Here is a 16,728-nt window from a genome sequence, read left to right as displayed (position 1 = left end):
CATGTCACAAGAACTATATTTTGCTGTATCTCAGTTTTTGTACAAAAAAGCAGAGCTTTGTGATGCTTATGACTGGGATGCCTACCTAGAGCTTTACGATGAAGATAGTGAATATCATATTCCCCAGTGGATTGATGACCATAACTATGTTCAAGATCCAAATCAGGGTTTGTCTTATATTTATTATGCAGACCGTACAGGCCTTGAAGACCGTGTATTCCGTATTCGTACCGGAAAAGCAGCCTCTGCAACACCGTTACCACGTACTTTGCACAGCATAAACAACATTCGAGTTAAAACACTGGATGATGGATTAATTGAAGCAAAAGTTGCATGGCAAACGCTTTATAACCGTCAAGGTTTAGAAGGCTATTTTTACGGACACGCTACTTATCTTTTACGCCAAACCGCAGATGGTTTCCGTATTCGTCGTCAGCACAGCATTTTGCTTAATGACAAAATTGATTCCGTTTTAGACTTCTATCACGTTTAAGGGGAATGAAAATGGGACATTCAGTTGCACTTAACTTTGCCGATGGCAAAACCTTTTTCATTTCGGTAAATAACGATGAATTGTTGCTTGATGCAGCAGTTCGCCAAGGAATTAACCTACCGCTAGACTGTCGTGAAGGTGTTTGTGGTACCTGTCAGGGTCAGTGTGAAACTGGTATTTATGAACAAGAATATGTTGATGAAGATGCATTAAGTGAGCGTGATTTGGCTGAGCGTAAAATGTTAGCTTGCCAGACGCGTGTGAAATCCGATGCTGCTTTTTATTTCGATCATGATTCTGCTATCTGTAACACTGGTGATACTTTAAAAATTGAAACTAAAGTGACCGCTGTTGAGCTGGTTTCTGAAACAACAGCAATTTTGCATCTTGATGCAAGCAGTCATGCTGCACAACTTCAGTTTTTACCGGGTCAATATGCTCGTTTGCAAATTCCAGATACTGAAGATTGGCGCTCATATTCATTTGCAAACAGACCAAATGCGACCAATCAATTACAGTTTTTAATTCGTCTCTTGCCAGATGGTGTGATGAGTAATTATTTGCGTGATCGTTGTCAGGTTGGACAAACCCTACTCATTGAAGCACCACTTGGTAGTTTCTATTTACGTGAAGTACAGCGACCACTGGTTTTTGTGGCAGGTGGAACAGGATTATCCGCATTTTTAGGAATGCTTGATAACTTGGTCGAACAACCTAACTCACCTGCTGTTCAATTGTACTATGGCGTAAATAATGAAACTGACTTGTGTGAACAACAGCGTTTACATGCCTACGCAGAGCAGCTACCAAACTTTAGTTATCACCCGATTGTGACTAAAGCAACCGAAGCTTGGCAAGGTAAAGCGGGCTATATTCATGAGCACTTAAATAAAGATCAACTGGCTGAACAAGCTTTTGATATGTATTTATGTGGTCCACCGCCAATGATTGAAGCTGTTAAAAATTGGTTAGATGAACAATCTTTGCAAAACTATCGTATTTACAGCGAGAAGTTTTTACAGAGCAATACCTCACGTTAAAAGTATAAATAATTTAAAAACCACTAAAACCTGAAATGATTCAATATACTCTGTAGGGGGTATATTGAATTTTTTATTTAAATTAAAAGTTTTTATATATCAATAATATAAAATAATAAATTCTGATAAAATAAATTGACCAGCTCACTCGGATTTGCTATAAATTTTGATAGATCTTAAGGAATAAGATCATGATGAGATTAACTTATAGCACCTTTTATATCCCCCTATTCTATTTCTCAAATGTATTAAATTGATGGACAAAATCCGACGTAAAAATTTGAGAAAATCATATTAATTAGCGGTTAAATTGGTCTGTATTTTGCTTATATCTCATTGTAATTTGCGAGTAACTTAATTTTTTAAGTACCGTATTTACTTGCTGTGCAGCGAAGTTTTAAAGCTCTTGCAATACAAGTAAATACAGGAGTGAGCCAAAAGGGATAAATATGAACCAAGCCAACTCCCCAGAACTCAGTGGGCGTCATTTTCAAAATGAGTCTATCTTTACCAATCATAATCTGGTCTTTGATCACCACGATTTAAGCGAAACTTGCCGAAATGTAGGCCAAATTTTTAAACCGCATGATCTTAAAATCTCTCAGCAGAAGCGAGATTTCAGTGCAACCATGCACCATGTTAAAACAGGCGCATTGTCTATTAGTCGCTTGGAATATGGTGCGGATGTCATTATTGAACCAGATCACCTTGATAACTTTTACTTAATTCAAATTCCAACTCAAGGCTACGCAGAAATTGAGTTTGGTTCGCAAAAGTTTATTTCTTATTCTCAAGTTGCTTCTCTTATTTCTCCTCAGCAATCTTTACGTATGCGTTGGCACGCGAACTCACCACAGCTCATTTTAAAAGTTTCAAAGGATGATTTTACTTACCATTGCCGTCAACACATTGCCGATTCAGAAAACAACTTACTCGTTTTCGACCCAAAATTAGACTTTGCTACACAAAGTGGAGCCTACTTTTTACAGCTCGTTAGAACATTGATGGATGCTTTAGCATGTGAACAACATCCGCTTCATCATCCTTTAGCCTTTAAACAATTTGAGTCAAATTTGTTTAATGCCCTCATTTATGGTCAACCCAATAACGCATTACATAAAATAGATCAGCATAAAGAAAAAACAGTATCTCCTTATTTCGTGAAGCGCACAGAAGCCTATATTAAAGAACATTTACATGAGCCGCTTAATGTCGAGATTTTAGCTGAACATGCAGGCGTGAGCGTAAGAACTCTATTTACTGGTTTTAAAAATTATTTGGGAACCACCCCAATGTCTTATTTAAAAGAATTACGCTTTGAACAAGCTCATTTAGAGCTGATGCATAATGAAAATCTGTCGGTTACTGACGTTGCATTTAAATGGGGATTTACTCACTTAGGTCGTTTTTCTCAAGAATATAAACGCCGTTATGGTGAGTTACCTTCTTCTACTCGCCGTTCTGGTCAAAGCGAAGGCTCAGGCTTAATTACTTCAATTTTTTCATAAACTAAAATAGATAAAAGCCTTTTATATTTTAGATATAAAAGGCTTTTTTTATAAATTGTTTATAGATTAGAAATGGTGAACATAACGAACTTGTAGTCGTGTTCCCTCTGGGCGGTTTTCAGCATCTTGCTCAAAATAAGCATTTGCGACCAAATGATCATTTTTAGAAAAACTATACATTGCACCTGGACCAATTGCCCAGACTTGTTCACGTCGACCTTTGACTTTTTCACCATCCACTTCAGTATCTGTGACTTGTTTTAGCCAATAGCCATTTAGTCCTAAACGAAACTGTTCAGTAATGGCATAGTCTGTTGCAAAGTTTGCATGAATTGCTTGCCCAGCTTGCATATCATTTGCTCCAGCAAAAGCATAGCTTGGGTCATTATTCTTAAAGTTATAGAGATAATGGATACGTGTGGATGCGGTCCATTTAGGATTAAACCAATACGTTGCAGCCCAATAAGGGTCAAATGAAACAGCGTTATTACTGGGGTTGATATCTTTTTGTTGATCGTATTCGCCAGTAGGTAAATTCACCTGAAACTCAAAACGATGTACAAACTTCGGCCCTTGCGCGCCCATGATTGGATCGAATTGAATAAAAGGTCCGATCATGATGTCCCCAAAGCCACTTTGGGCTTTGATAGCAGCATTATTCAAGCCATCATCCATGTCCATTTTGCTGACAAAAGGAATTAAAAAATTTATACCTAAACTGGCTTTATCTTTTACTCGAACATTCGATAAATAACTAACTTGTTCAACCAGTACTTGATAATTTAAATCTGTTTTAGGTAAACCTAATTTTTGTCCATTGGCATCGACCAGTTTATTACTATCGTAATTTTGAAAATAGGTTTGAGCATACCAGCCGGGCCCTGCGGGTAAACCGCCATCGAGAAAGCTGGTCATACCTAAATTTACGGTCGGTAAATCATAGGCATGAGAAACTAATGGCAAACCCAACAATGTCCCTGCTAAAAAGCCATGCTTAATTAAAGTGCTTTTCATCTTCTTATTTCCTATAAAAAATCACGACCGGATTGATCGTGATTGTTGTGAATTCATGTGCTAATTCTGGATGCTCAGCGGCAATCCGATACTTTCCTGCGTGGAACACCAATGGTTCACCTTGGCGTTGTTGGTATTGTTCAATTTGACCAATGAAAATCAGGTGATCTCCGCCCTCATACTGATTTACATTACGGCAAACCAAGGTTGCGAGTGCATCGGTCAAAATAGGAACGCCTGCATTGCATTGTTGATGGGCAATACCTGCAAATTTATCTTCAGCACCCCGAGCAAAATGTCCTGAAAGCTGATGATGCTCTTGTGCCAACATGTGAATGGCAAAATATTCAGCTTCAACAAAATCAGTCAAACTTGGAGCTGTTTTTGAAAGACTCCACAAAATTAATGGCGGATCTAAAGACAGTGATGAAAATGAATTGGCTGTCATTCCTATTTTCCGACCATCTTTACCACGAGTTGTAATCACGGTAACGCCAGTTGCAAACTGTCCAAGCAAATTACGGATTTCTCTCGGGTTTTCAGCATTAATTGCTTGTAAAGCTAAAGTTTCAATTGTGTCCATTTTTCATATCTCCCTTTGCTGTTTTGCCCTTAAGCCACTTTTGCTGCGGTTTTTGAGGCCATGAATGCTTGAGCCTGATTTGCATCAAACCACCAAGGAGCAAAGGCACGAGGGTCATCAAAGTTATTGGCCATAATTGAAGCAATGCTTTGGTTTTGGCTTGCGGCTGCTAATAATTCAACGACATGTGGCTGCGGTGGTACTAACAGGCTATTGGTCCAAGCCACGACTTTTTCTGCATAAGCCCAATAACGTTCAAAAGTTTGAACCATCCATTGTTCGCTAAAGTTTTGATTATCATTGGCTAAAATGGCATCGAAATAAATTTTGCTACACTTAGCAGCATTGTTTGAGCCTTGACCGGTAATAGGGTCATTCACCACCAAGGCATCTGCCATCCCAAAAATTTTCTTGCCAGACGGTAATGTCAAAACGGGTTTACGTACGGTCGGTGGGAAACGTCCAGCCAAATATCCGCCTGCATCGGTCAACTCAACATTTGCGCAGCGTTCATATTCCCAAGGCACAAATTTTTTGAGTAAATCCAAACTGCATTGCAGATGCTGTTCCGGTGTTTTGACATCTTGCCAGCAGTCCATTGGGCCGTTTGGAATACCTTCAAACACCATGATGTCGCAAGGACCATTAACGGTAAGTGCTGGAAATGAAAAGTATTCGCCGACTTCAGGAATAATGTTAAAAGTCACACGTGAATAAGGTGAAATTGGCTTCATGTTTTTGACGTAGGTTAAAGCCAAAGCGCGCTGCGGTTTATCAAAAACACTGCGCACATCATCACGTTCAAACTGTTTAACGACTTCACCTTTACCAGCCGCGAGTAATACAAGCTCGTAGTCGTTTGCGAGTTGTTCTAACTCTTCTATACCAACATCCTGAATCACTAATCGACCGCCACGGCGTTCAAATTCTTCCATCCAATATGGCATTTTGACGCGTTGATCGACCGATTGAGCGTAACGCTCAAGACGAGCACTCCATTCAAATGCTTTACCACCATTTTCAGGATTGACTAAAGCTAGCCCAATGCCTTCTACTGCTGGGCATTGTTCTTCCCAAAAATTTAGTCCCAAGTCACGTTCAGTTTGTAAAGCGGTATGAAACATACACTGGCTTGACATGACTTTACCTTGGCGGATTTCATCGGCAGTTCGGTTGGTGATCATGGTCACGTCATAGCCTGTATCTAATAAGCCTAAACCAAGCTGTAAACCAGACTGTCCTGCTCCAACAATTGCAATACGGCGCATAATCTTCTCCATAATTTTTTAAATGTGCTTTTAAAATGCTGTGCTATTCGGCTAAACGTGGAATAGCGGGCTGTGATCCTTCAGGTCCCATCACTGAATATCCGCCATCGACCGCATAATCAGCTCCAGTGACAAAACTCGCAGCGGATGACAATAAAAACAAAACAACATTGGCGACTTCTTCGGGATGACCCAATCGGCCTAGCAAGTGATAATCGGCTGCCACACTATCTGCCTTTTCACGGTTATTACCACTGACTTCTGCAATGACACGAGACCATGTCCAACCCGGTGAAACTGAGTTGACGCGAATACCATCGGCAGCAAAATCCATTGCCATGCTTTGTGTGAGTTGACGTATCGCGGCCTTAGAAACCGGATATAACCAGCGTCCTGTTTGTGCCACTTTGGCCGAGATTGAAGTAAAATTAACGATTGAACCTTGCTGCTTTTTTAGGTCATGGTATAAAGCACGGCTCAGCTCAACTGTAGAGACCAAATTAATATCGAGTGCTTGTAACCAGTCCTGACGTGAGGATTTAAAACCGTCATCTAAATATGTACATGCCAGATTGACTAAGTAACTCACTTCACCTAAATGTTGGTGAATATCTGCCACAGCTTGTTGAATAGCAGCATCACTGGTTAAATCGGTTTGGATAAACATCACATCATGATTAAAGCTTTCCGCAATTGCCTTGCCTTTGGCATCAATATCTAAGATAGCGACATGAGCACCTGCACTCACTAAGGCTTGCACAACAGCTTTACCAATCAGTGTTGCACCGCCGCTCACCACAGCGACTTTTCCTTTTAAATCTATATTCATTACAGATACTCCTTAATTGACTGGCTTGCCTTCACTACTTGACCAAGATGGCATCAACGTATTTGAAGGAAGATCTTCATCAAGAAGTTTTCGTGCTGTCTCGACACCTGCAACTGGTAAGCCTGTTGGGTCTAATAAACCAATTTGAACGAGCACCGACGCTTGGTCCCAATAAATATGCTCATGGCACAGCTTTGAGCCTCTGAACTGAATTACACCTAACATTGGAATCTCGACGTATTTACCAGTCGGTTTTACACCCGGTAATAACCAGTCAATTTCAGCATCGTGGGTAAAGCTCATAATGAACTCGTCTACCACTTGCGTTGAGCCAACCGTACGAGAGATCGAAGTGATCTTCATATCTTTCGGGTTTTGGTGAACAAAATGATATTGATAAAAACGAGCAAGCTGGCTTTGGCCTACACCACCAGTTAAAGTTGGAATATGGTTGACATAAGGTTCTGCGACCATTGTTGCCATGGTTGCTGGCACATCACGCGTATCAAACTCATGACGAATATGCTCTTCCCATAGCGCAACTAAGTCATATTTCGGTCCAATCGTGTCATGTAGAGCGGTTACTGTACGCTCGTGGGCAAAACGTGCTGACGGTTTGTGATAATGATTGCTTTTAGGGCGTGCAAAAGCATGATCAACACCTTCATAAACATAAGCTTGTACATTTGAAAATTGGTTAGCTGCATCAACAATCGCTTGTCTCGCATCTGGCGGTGTAAATTGGTCCAGCTCTGCAATATGTAAAACCAAACGCCCTTTTACGTTGGCTAACTCATCTAACGCTTTTTCAATGCCTACACCGTAATAACCTACGGCACATGCCACGTCAGAAAGTCGACAACCTGCCAGATACGCCAGCTTTCCACCTAAACAGTACCCCACCACACCAAGTCCTGTAGAGGTGTCACATTCTGGTCGTGTCTTTAAAAAAGCTAAGCTGTCTTGAATATCTTCAACACCGAGGTTTTCATCATATTGCTGATAAAGCTCGAAAGCCTTTTGAAAATCTTCTGGTGTATAACCCAGTTCTATATTAGGTGCTACACGCCAAAATAAATCAGGAACTAAAACGGTATAGCCTTCTTCTGCAAGAAATTCTGCTTTTTCTCGCATGGCTGCATTCACCCCAAAGATTTCCTGACAAAGCACCAAACCGGGTCCTTTTCCTGTTTCTGGCGTCGCTAGATATGCACTGAACTGCTTTCCAGATGCTGTTTTAATTTGAATGGTTTGACCAGCCATAGTGTCAACTCCTGACATTGTTATGGCTTTATCTTCTATGCAAATTTTTTTCTAGACTGTCCAAAAGCTGCAAGCACTATCCAATCTCTGCGCAATTATCAAAATTAATCAAACTGGATAAAACACTAAAAATAAGAAAACTAATAAATTTCATAATTTTAAACTAAAAAATTGAATTAATGCTTTTTATCTCATTTGGAAAAAATGGATGAAGATTAGGACTTATTGGATAGTGACGATTGGCTAAAAATAGTTCAATCAAGTCATGTAATTCGTTTGATTACATAAAAAAAGCCCAGTCATTTTCTAAATTAAGGCGTTTATTTATGCATCGACCATGGCCAATTTATGGACAACAAAAAACGTTAATGCTCATCAATATTTTATGTTGCAGTGCATTTTCTACTCAGGCTTATTCAGCGGATGAAGAATGGAAATTTACATCAAAAAATGCATATATAGACAGAAACTATGACAATCCAGATGTAAAAGATACAGGTAGCTGGTCACAATCAGTTTCTCTATTTTACAACTCAAATATGCATGATACGCCGTTAGAAATTGGTGGAACCCCAATTCAAATTGGCGCAAATGCTTCAGCACAATATGCGGTTCGTTTAAGCCAAGATAAACATGTTGCAGATACGGTATTACCTTTTGATAAAGCCACGCAGTCCCAAGCACCTGATTATCTAAAATATGGCGCGACTTTAAAGTTAGGCTATAACAAGACGCTACTCAGCATTGGTGAATTATGGCTGGATTTACCCGTAACCACTGTAGATGCAAGCCGACAACTCCTGACGTCTTATTGGGGAACTAATCTTAAAAGTCAGCTAAACGATAAGCTTTTTGCAGAAATTGGCCGTATTGAAAAAGTATCACCGCGAAATGAAGAAGATTTCCATCGATTTTCATTTACGTCAAAAGGTGTGACTGGCTACTCCGACGGACTTAACTACATAGATCTTCGCTATCAATTTACGCCTACGTTGAAGGGCGAATATTACTTTGGGAATATGGAGGATTTATATAACAAACACTATGTCGGCATAGACCATATATGGAAAAATTCTAATTTTTCAGTTAATTCAAAGTTCAAATATTTCAATGCCAAAGATAATGGAAATCTTTTTGACATCGATGCACAAAATGTAGGGTTACTAGAAACGCTTAAAGTAAAAAATCATAGCTTTGGTTTAGGTTATCAGCAAATTATTGGTGAGTCTGCTTACCCGTTACCAGATGGTTTCTTGCCTGAAACTTATTTCATTAACTGGAACACCACTGGTTTCTTCAAACAAGATGAAAAGTCTTATCACTTCATCTATGGCTATGACTTTAAAGATTATGTGCCGGGTCTAAATACCACTTTCAAATATGTATATGGCGATCACTTCAAAACAGCAGATGGCTTAAAAAATAAAGAAAGTGAAGCAAACGTTATTGTCAATTATGCCCTTCAACAGCCATTCCTCAAGGGCTTAGCTCTTCAGTACATCTTCATCAATTATGACGTTAAGCATGGAAATGATTTCTCTGAAAACCGTTTCTTCGTCAATTACAGCAAAAAATTTTAATGAATAAGGAATACGTATGAAAACGATAGATGCAAACACGATTATCAACCGTGAGAAACTGTCTCCACTACAGTGGATGGTTTTTATCCTAGGCTTTTTTGTCTTCTTCTGTGATGGTCTAGACACAGGAATTATTGGTTTTGTTGCCCCTGCATTGCTAGATGATTGGGGAATTACCAAGCCTCAACTTGCTCCAGTTTTAAGTGCTGCCTTAGTCGGTATGTCGATCGGTGCAATCATTTCGGGGCCTTTATCTGATAAGTTTGGACGTAAAGGCGTCATTGTTTTTACAAGCCTTTTATTTTCAATATTTACAATTTTGTGCGGATTTGCTAATTCAACTCAAGACTTAATGATTTATCGCTTTATTACAGGTGTAGGTTTAGGCGCAGCCATGCCAAACATCAGTACGATTGTCTCTGAATATATGCCCGTAAAGCGTAAAGCATTCCTTACAGGCCTTGCTGGCTGTGGATTTATGTTGGGTATTTCTTGTGGCGGTGTGCTGTCAGCTTATCTATTAGAAAGCTATGGCTGGGCCAAAGTAATTATTATTGGCGGAAGCATTCCGCTCATTTTAGTGATTGCTTTATTGCTTAAATTACCTGAATCAACTCAATACTTAATTACACGTCATCAACAAGAGAAAGCTCAGCGTATTTTAGAGAACATTCAAGGACATTCCTTCCAAGAGCCGGTAAAACTTGTTTTAACTCAAGCAGAAAATGCCTCTGATGAAAATCCAGTTAAAGTGGTTTTAGGAAAATATCTGTGGGGTTCAAGCATGCTTTGGCTCTGCTGCTTTACCAGTCTATTGGTGTTTTATCTTTTAACAAGCTGGATGCCAACGATTTTAAAAACAGCAGGCTTTAGTACTCAACAGTTTAGTTTAATTGCAGCGATTTTCCCTTTTGGTGGTGTGATTGGTGCAACCATTATGGGATGGTACATGGATAAACTGAATCCAACTACAGTCATTAAATATTCATATCTCATCGCTTTTGGACTATTCATTGTTGCAGGTCTAGTGAGCTCAAATATTTTCTTGTTAGGTCTAACTATTTTCTTAATTGGTGCCTTACTCGCTGGTGCACAGTCTTCATTACTGCCACTTGCAGCTATGTTCTATCCAGCAGTGTGCCGTGCTATTGGCGTTTCATGGATGCATGGTATTGGTCGTATCGGCGCAATTTTAGGTGCTTTCTTTGGCTCGCTCATTTTCACTTTCAACCTAAGCTTAAGCGGTATTTTCTTTATTCTTGCATTACCAACTTTCGTCTCATTTATTGCACTTAGCCTGAAAGTGATTTATGAAAAATCTAAAAACAAACAAGTGTTAAAGCTCGAAGAAAGTCTATAAATATTAAGCGATAAATAAAAAACTGATTTAGTTGCCTAAATCAGTTTTTTATTGGGAAAATTAAATATCAGAAAATTTTGCCTTTAGTCTCACTTGGATTTTCGCCAAATTCTTCGCGATATTCTTGAGAAAAACGGCTTAAATGGTTAAAGCCCCAGTCATAGGCAAGCTTTGAAATAGAAACCTTTCTATCTGCTCCTGTGGTGCTCAAGATTTTATAAATTTGTTGGAGACGATATTTTTTTAAATACGACATAGGGCTTGTGCCGTAGTATTGTTGAAATTCGTCATACAATTTTGATTTTGAAACCCCAGCCAGACGTTGCAAGTCTTCTGCACAGATTTCTTCGTGAGCATGTTCAATAATAAAATTACGAACCTTACGGATATAAGTTGGCTCATCTTGATGTGAGAGTGACTTTAAGGCTTCAGAGTAGTTGTTCTCTTGAGACAACAATAACGCTTTAATTACAAAATTTTCATAGTCTTCAGACAACATCTGCAAACCATAAAAATTGCTATATTGCGATTTTAACTGTACAAAATTTTGAATATTTTTCCACCATGCACCAATAAGTTGCTCAGAGTCTAAGTGCATTTCAGGATTAAAAATAATAGGACTTTCAATTGGTTTATTGAGTAGATCTGCAAGAACAATCTGCATACTCCGTTCAGGAATAACCACCTGAAATTTTCTGCAATCTTTATCGATAATCAAATCTTGCTGATCGTTATTTGAAACAATAAGGCCCCTGTTTTCATCAGATTGATAATGAGCACCACGAATGTTGAGAGCTTGTCGACCTTGTATCGGCAAACTAATGCTATACGCTTTTAAATTTGAGATGTTAATGGCAACGTTTGCACCATAACTGATTGTACCGATTGCCATTTTTTTATTAGGCAAACGCATTCCGTCATAGTGAAAATCGAGAGTGTCTTTGTAAATTGTGTCTAGACGGTGTTCACCACAAATCGTGGACATCAAATTCTGCGCAAATTCAGCTTTGCGAGAATAATGATTGAGTTCCGTCTGTTGGCTGAGTGATATCATATCCTTTTCACCTAGCTAAATAACTTATTGCTTAAAAAGCAACTTGTATGCCAATTAATATCCTTTAATTGACGAATTTTCCTGAAAAATATCTAATCAAGAAAGAGAGTAAAGATTACTTTCTCATACTCTATTAGATTTTAAAAATGGAAATAAGTTAAATACCTTTAAAGTATAATTTCATACTTTAACAAACTTATTTTATTAGATTTTTTATAAACATATAGAGTAGATATAAATCATTATTTTGAACAGTAGACTATCGTAAATTTTAATGAATAAAAAAACCGCCTATTTAAAATAAGCGGCTTTTATAAAATACTTAAATTACTGAGCTGTGTAACCACCATCCATAACAACAGCTTGGCCTGTTACCCCACCTGCTTTGCTACTCGCAAGGAAAATCGCATAGTCAGCAATTTCTTCAACAGAGAGTAAACGCTTTTGAGGAACCATTGCCAAAATTACATCTTCAAGTGCGCTGTCTAAACTTACATTACGGGTTTTAGCCAAATCTGCAATTTGCCCACGAACCAATGGTGTATCTACATAACCCGGACATAAAGCATTTACAGTAATACCGTCACGTGCACACTCCAATGCTGCAACTTTTGTTAGGCCAATCACGCCGTGTTTCGCGCTGTTATAACCTGCCTTTCCAGCAAAACCAATCAAGCCATTAATTGAAGCCATGTTAATAATACGTCCATATTTTTGAGCTTTCATGATTGGTAAAACATGTTTAATACCAATAAATGCCCCAGTTAACATGACCTGAACTAACTTTTGAAAAACAGCCGTTGGAAACTCTTCAATAGGTGCAACATGTTGGAAACCAGCATTATTAATTAAGATATCAACCGTGCCAAAGGTCTTTTGAGTAAGCTCAATTGCTTGTTTATAAGCGTCTTCATCGGTCACATCACATGGTGCAGATAATGCTTCAAAGCCTTGCTCTTTAAGTGAATTCGCCGTTTCTTGGCACTTTTCGGCATTCATATCAGAAATAACAACTTTGGCACCTTCTTGAGCAAATTTCTTAGAAATCTCTAGACCGATACCACTTGCAGAACCTGTAATAAAAGCAACTTTACCGTCTAAAAGTTTAGTCATCTATTTACTCCTTAATACTTATAACGTGCTGATTTAAACAATACCCGTTACGGTAAAGACCGTAATCACTACAAATACTGCTAATGTTTTAATTACCGTAACTGCAAAAATATCTTTATACGATTGTTTATGGGTTAAACCTGTAACAGCGAGTAAAGTAATAACAGCACCATTATGCGGAAGGGTATCCATACCACCCGATGCCATTGCAACCACGCGGTGCATAACTTCTGGTGGAATACCCGCAGCTAAAATCGCGGCGTTATAATGTTCAGCCATCGCACTTAAAGCGATACTCATACCACCAGAAGCTGAACCGGTAATACCTGCTAAAACGGTTGTCGTCACCGCCCCATTCACTAAAGGGTTTGTAAAGGTACTGCTCATTGCATGACTAATCAGGGCAAAGCCAGGTAATGACGCAATAATTGCACCAAAGCCATACTCAGAAGCCGTATTCATCACAGCTAAAAGTGAGCCGCCAATACTGGCATTAATGCCTTCTTTAAAGTTCGTCACTACACGTTGGTAATCAAACAAAATTGCAGTAATAATCCCGACAATGAGCGCAAGACCCACCGCCCAGATCGCACCAGTTTTTGCAACATCTACGGTGTAATCAGCAAGACCAACAGAGGCAAAATCAAAGCCATTTGGATACCACTCTTTAATTGCTTTAGACAAATATTTGTTCATTACTGCAACAAGAATAAGAGGTACAAATGCTAAAAACTGACGAGCCGTACTTCCATTATTTTGCAAAGCCATATCAGCTTCAATTTCTTGAGGCGGCATATTGTCTATACCAAAACCAGAGAATCCTTCCCCAGCTTTTGCAGCAGCACGGCGACGCCATTCTAAGTAGCTTAAACCCATGCATAAAACAAAAATAGCACCAATAATTCCTAGAAATGGTGCGGCATAAATATTGGTACCAAAGAAAGTGGTTGGAATTACGTTTTGGATTTGTGGAGTACCCGGCAATGCATCCATGGTGAATGTAAATGCACCAAGCGCGATAGTTCCCGGAATTAAACGTTTTGGAATATTGGCTTGTCTAAATAGCTGGTTTGCAAAAGGATAAATGGCAAATACAGCAACAAATAAACTTACACCGCTATATGTTAAAATTGCACCTAACAATACAACGGTTAAAATTGCTTTTTTTGCTCCAATCCATCTTACAATGGTTCTAGCAATAGACTCAGCAATTCCTGACATTTCAACGACTTTACCGAAAATTGCCCCGAGCAAGAATACAAGAAAGTAATCTTTAATAAAGTTCACCATTTTGGGCATAAATACACCCGAATAAAACGGTAAAACATTGGCTGGGTTAATCAGTAAAACTGCAAGTAAGGCACAAATGGGTGCCATGAGAATGACAGAAAAGCCCTTGTAAGCTGTATACATTAACAGCCCAAGCGAAAGTAAAATTACAAATAATTCCCACATATATTCTTTCTCCCTAAAGAATAGATATTAGGTTCAATAAAAATTACCAAAAGATATTTAGGTTATCCCAAACCTAAAATGATAAAAATCACAGTATCTATGAGTGGTAATAGGTAAATGAGCTTAAAAATAAAATATCACTAAAATATTTAAAAACAATGTAATTTATTTAAATTTTAAAATATTAATAAAATACAATGACTTATATTGCTTAAATGGTAAAAGCACAACTATTTAAAACCATTATTTTTTAATAAAACTTATTAATTATTGAGTAAATTAAATTAATATCTCTATGTTTTTTAAATTAGTTTAATTACATCATTAAATTAATAAATATTAAGAAGGTTAACTTCTCATTACTAAATACATTCCATCCTTTACATTAACAATTAAGCAGAAATTTTTTATATGAATAATCAGGTTTTTTATGAATAGATTAGGGCCTAATCATGGCAAAGGCGTTAAAATATAAAACTTTAATTACTGCGACCAACCTACGAGTCCAATAAAGATGAAGAAAAAGATGTTGTTTATAGGAAGTATATTGTTGACTTCTTTATCTACCTCAGCTGCACCATTAAAGTTACCCGATGACTGGACTCAAAATACTCAGCCATTTCAAATTACTGAAAATATATACTATGTAGGTACTCATGGTCTTGCAGCTTATTTGTTAGCTTCTGGTCATCAAGCTCTATTGATAGATACGGGCCTTCCAGAAAATACAGAACAAATAGAGCAGAACATTAAACAATTAGGTTTTAAGTTATCAGATGTAAAAATTATGGTTACGAGCCATGCTCATTGGGACCATGTAGGTGCACTTGCACGCATTAAACAAGATACTGGTGCTAAATTAATTACAATGCAGCAGGATGTTAAGGCTTTAGAAATAGGAAAACCTATAGGTGAAAACACCTTCCAAACTATTCCTTTTACTCCAGTTAAAGTTGATAAAGTGATTCACGATGGAGAAGTAGTTAAACTAGGAAAATTAAAACTTAAAGCCACGCTTACTCCTGGACATACCCCAGGTTGTACAACTTGGTCAACTGAAGTTAAATCTAACGGTAAGAACCTAACTGTTGTTTTCCCTTGCAGTCTCTCTGTAGCTGGCAATGTTTTACAAAATAATCATCAGTATCCAAATATTGTTGCAGATTATCGTAAGAGTTTTGAGCGTTTGAAAAACATGAAGGCAGATATTGTGCTTACTAGCCATCCAGAAGTTGCAGATGTCTTGGGTAATAAGGCGCGTAAAGACGCTGGACAAACCAATGCATTTATTCAACCAGAAAAACTTTCTAGTATTGTAAAAGATGCGGAAATGGCGTTTGAAAAATCACTAGTTAGTAGTCATCCATAAACATTAAGTTGTCATATTTATATGTGATAAAAATTTAAAAGCCCTGATGATTCAGGGCTTTTTTAGAAGCTGTAATATAATCACTCTTTACTATTTTCTTTTTCGAGTTATATCTAATCAAAATTATAATATTGATTAAACTTGATATTGATCCGCTTTCAAATTGGGTTGATCTACAAGTAATTCAATAAAAGATGGAATTGATGTAGTGTTAAGCAAATATGGATTAAATTCATCAACATGATGATGAAAAAAGAAATCTTTTATTTTTGTATTGATAGGAGCAAATTTCATGCTCCAATGTTTAAATAACCGTTGTTCGGACGGTTCCAAAAAGATGATCTCGCAGTTTTGATGTCTTGAATCTTTCAAAATTGATTTATAGAACAGCGCCTCAACTTGTTCTTTCTCTCCTTCTAAGTATTGTAAGAAGTAACCATTACCATAGTAAAGCACACCAGTAATGTCATTTTTAGAATTAAATTTGACAGCTTCTGTAAGAATATCAATTAAATCCTGTTTTATTTGACTATGTTCACTATTGGTTTTACTTGCATACATAAAGCCTATTAAACTCATAGCGATAACTCGAAGGTAAATGTCAATGGTGCATTCTGACACTTACATACTATCCTTACAATGCAACCTACTTAAAACCTTGTATTTCAAAAGGGCTTTGTTGCATAAAGCCTTTGAAGGTAAAGTTTTCCTAAGTTGCTAAAATTTAGGTTACAACTTGGGTATGAGGTCTGCCTAATTCTGTAAATTTATTTAATACGGCTACACGTGCATGGATCTC

15 protein-coding genes are annotated in these 16,728 nt (G+C 37.9%); 6 read left to right on the top strand and 9 right to left on the bottom strand.

All coding sequences use genetic code 11. The features are described 5' to 3' along the window. Position 1: 1 nt before the first annotated feature. From antB to MSG95_RS12990, 3 genes are all read left to right on the top strand, one after another. Positions 2-493, top strand: a complete 492-nt coding sequence (antB, locus tag MSG95_RS13000; protein ID WP_077165401.1) for an anthranilate 1,2-dioxygenase small subunit — start codon at positions 2-4, stop codon at positions 491-493. A 5-nt stretch (positions 494-498) separates the two neighbouring features. Further along, a complete protein-coding gene (gene antC, locus MSG95_RS12995; RefSeq protein ID WP_077165400.1) occupies positions 499-1,533 on the top strand; it encodes an anthranilate 1,2-dioxygenase electron transfer component AntC in 1,035 nt (344 codons plus the stop codon). 449 nt (positions 1,534-1,982) lie between these two features. Next, on the top strand, positions 1,983-3,041 hold the full coding sequence (locus tag MSG95_RS12990) for an AraC family transcriptional regulator (RefSeq protein WP_077165399.1): 1,059 nt from the start codon (positions 1,983-1,985) through the stop codon (positions 3,039-3,041). Positions 3,042-3,107: 66 nt separating this feature from the next. Here MSG95_RS12990 and MSG95_RS12985 read toward each other — a convergent pair whose 3' ends face one another. Genes MSG95_RS12985 through MSG95_RS12965 form a run of 5 tightly spaced genes read right to left on the bottom strand, consistent with a single transcriptional unit; the run spans position 3,108 to position 7,998 of the window. Then, positions 3,108-4,055, bottom strand: coding sequence for a SphA family protein (locus tag MSG95_RS12985; RefSeq protein ID WP_077165398.1), 948 nt, complete (start codon positions 4,053-4,055; stop codon positions 3,108-3,110). Between the two features lie 4 nt (positions 4,056-4,059). Next, positions 4,060-4,638, bottom strand: a complete 579-nt coding sequence (locus MSG95_RS12980; RefSeq protein WP_324624767.1) for a flavin reductase family protein — start codon at positions 4,636-4,638, stop codon at positions 4,060-4,062. A 29-nt stretch (positions 4,639-4,667) separates the two neighbouring features. After that, positions 4,668-5,906, bottom strand: a complete 1,239-nt coding sequence (locus MSG95_RS12975) for a styrene monooxygenase/indole monooxygenase family protein (protein ID WP_213033557.1) — start codon at positions 5,904-5,906, stop codon at positions 4,668-4,670. A 43-nt stretch (positions 5,907-5,949) separates the two neighbouring features. Continuing rightward, entirely contained in the window at positions 5,950-6,735 is a 786-nt protein-coding gene (locus MSG95_RS12970; protein WP_077165395.1) for an SDR family oxidoreductase, read from the bottom strand. Positions 6,736-6,747: 12 nt separating this feature from the next. Next, entirely contained in the window at positions 6,748-7,998 is a 1,251-nt protein-coding gene (locus MSG95_RS12965; RefSeq protein ID WP_077165394.1) for a dienelactone hydrolase family protein, read from the bottom strand. Positions 7,999-8,366: 368 nt separating this feature from the next. Here MSG95_RS12965 and MSG95_RS12960 point away from each other — a divergent pair, with 368 nt between their 5' ends. Together MSG95_RS12960 and MSG95_RS12955 are read left to right on the top strand one after the other, a co-directional pair. Further along, positions 8,367-9,578, top strand: a complete 1,212-nt coding sequence (locus tag MSG95_RS12960) for an OprD family outer membrane porin (protein ID WP_373868780.1) — start codon at positions 8,367-8,369, stop codon at positions 9,576-9,578. Positions 9,579-9,594: 16 nt separating this feature from the next. Then, positions 9,595-10,938, top strand: a complete 1,344-nt coding sequence (locus MSG95_RS12955; protein WP_077165392.1) for an MFS transporter — start codon at positions 9,595-9,597, stop codon at positions 10,936-10,938. A gap of 67 nt (positions 10,939-11,005) precedes the next feature. Here MSG95_RS12955 and MSG95_RS12950 read toward each other — a convergent pair whose 3' ends face one another. From MSG95_RS12950 to MSG95_RS12940, 3 genes are all read right to left on the bottom strand, one after another. Beyond that, positions 11,006-11,992 carry an AraC family transcriptional regulator gene (locus MSG95_RS12950; protein ID WP_151819517.1) on the bottom strand — a complete coding sequence of 329 codons (987 nt, stop codon included), beginning with the start codon at positions 11,990-11,992 and terminating at the stop codon, positions 11,006-11,008. Positions 11,993-12,319: 327 nt separating this feature from the next. Next, positions 12,320-13,105 (bottom strand): 3-hydroxybutyrate dehydrogenase, encoded by a 786-nt coding sequence (locus tag MSG95_RS12945; RefSeq protein WP_077165390.1) that lies wholly within the window; start codon positions 13,103-13,105, stop codon positions 12,320-12,322. A gap of 33 nt (positions 13,106-13,138) precedes the next feature. Then, entirely contained in the window at positions 13,139-14,560 is a 1,422-nt protein-coding gene (locus MSG95_RS12940) for a GntP family permease (RefSeq protein WP_213033556.1), read from the bottom strand. Positions 14,561-15,074: 514 nt separating this feature from the next. On the opposite strand from MSG95_RS12940, the gene bla reads away from it, so the two are divergent. Continuing rightward, positions 15,075-15,929: a putative subclass B3 metallo-beta-lactamase gene (bla, locus tag MSG95_RS12935; protein ID WP_081410239.1), complete on the top strand. Its 855-nt coding sequence runs from the start codon at positions 15,075-15,077 to the stop codon at positions 15,927-15,929. Positions 15,930-16,064: 135 nt separating this feature from the next. On the opposite strand, the gene MSG95_RS12930 is transcribed toward bla, so the two are convergent. After that, positions 16,065-16,508 carry a BLUF domain-containing protein gene (locus tag MSG95_RS12930; RefSeq protein WP_052319520.1) on the bottom strand — a complete coding sequence of 148 codons (444 nt, stop codon included), beginning with the start codon at positions 16,506-16,508 and terminating at the stop codon, positions 16,065-16,067. Positions 16,509-16,728 lie beyond the last annotated feature (220 nt).

This window comes from Acinetobacter sp. IK23 (assembly GCF_035615275.1).
Classification (GTDB): domain Bacteria; phylum Pseudomonadota; class Gammaproteobacteria; order Pseudomonadales; family Moraxellaceae; genus Acinetobacter; species Acinetobacter seifertii.
This window is presented reverse-complemented; position numbering and strand designations above follow the sequence as displayed.